This is a genomic window from Amaricoccus solimangrovi (assembly GCF_006385685.1).
Taxonomy (GTDB): Bacteria; Pseudomonadota; Alphaproteobacteria; order Rhodobacterales; family Rhodobacteraceae; genus Amaricoccus; species Amaricoccus solimangrovi.
Genome location: NZ_VFRP01000074.1, coordinates 1 through 1,309, shown reverse-complemented (window position 1 = coordinate 1,309; position 1,309 = coordinate 1). Strand labels below are relative to the sequence as shown.

1 protein-coding gene is annotated in these 1,309 nt (G+C 66.9%); it reads right to left on the bottom strand.

The window, feature by feature from the left end; genetic code table 11:
* The coding region (locus tag FJM51_RS23095) for a BCCT family transporter (RefSeq protein ID WP_210240409.1) at nt 1-1,289 on the bottom strand (1,289 nt) is incomplete at its 3' end.
* Nucleotides 1,290-1,309: the final 20 nt, after the last annotated feature.

Here is a 1,309-nt window from a genome sequence, read left to right as displayed (position 1 = left end):
TAGGCCGCGCTGTCGAGCGTCGTGGCGAGAAAGACGAAGCAGAGCAGGATGAACAGCGGGATGACGAGCCAGGGCATCGGCAGTGTGCCGAGGATCGCCTGAACCGTCGCCGGAATGCCCTCAGCCTTCAGGATGCCGCCGATGTCGAGGGCGCCGGAGAGCTGCAGGTCGAGCGCGTAGCCGCCCCAGACGGCGAAGAAGACCCAGCACCCGAGCGACCCCCAGACCAGCTCCGCGACGATGAGCTCGCGGATGGTACGCCCCCGCGAGATGCGCGCGACGAAGAGACCCATCATCGGCGCGTAGGCGATCCACCACGCCCAGTAGAAGATCGTCCAGTCCCGCGGGAAGGTCGAGTGGCCGATCGGGTCGGTCCACATGCTCATCGTCAGGAAGTTGTTCGCCATCTTGCCGAGGCTGTTCACCCAGCCGTTCAGCATGAAGAGTGAGTTCCCGACTGCGAAGGTGAAGCCGAGGAGGATGAGCGCGAGGATGACGTTCACGTCCGAGAGGATCTTGATGCCCTTCGACAGGCCGAACCAGACGCTGCCACCGAACATCAGGGTCCAGAGTGCGAGGATCGCGAGATTGAGGGCCGTCGAGGGCTCGACACCGAGCAGGCCGCTGGCGAGCTTCGACACCAGCGGCACGGCGAGGCCGAGCGAGGTTCCGACGCCGCCGACGATGCCGAAGACGACGATCGCGTCGAGCAGCACGCCGCCCCATCCGTCCGAATGCCGGCCGAGAACGCCGCGCGCGGCGACCGAGAGCCGGACGCCGGGCTGGCGCCGCACGTACATCGAATAGGCGATCGGGAGCGCCGGCAGGGCATAGAGGGCCCACGGGGTGATGCCCCAGTGGAACTGGCCGTAGGTGAGCGCCCATTCCGCGGCGCTGGCCGACATCGGCTCGACGCCGAACGGCGGCCCTTGCAGGTAGTAGATCGGCTCGACCCAGGCCCAGTTGACGATGGCGATGCCGATCCCGCCGCAGAAGATCATCGCGATCCAGCTGAAATAGCTGAATTCCGGCAGGTCATCGGGTCCTCCGAGCCGCACGTTGCCGTAGCGGCTCGCAGCGAGGACGACCAGGAACACGACGGTCGCGATCCCGGCCAGGAGATAGAGCCAGCCGAACTTGCCGGTGGCGAAGGCGAAGGCCGCCTGAACCGCGGCCGGGCCGGACTCGGGAAACAGGATGAGCGGAGCGATGACGGCGGCGATGACCGCCAGCGAGGGCGCGAAGACGCGCCAGTCCAGGCGGTCATCGCCGATCTCTTGATGGGCCAATTGTGTTCCTCCTCGCGCGA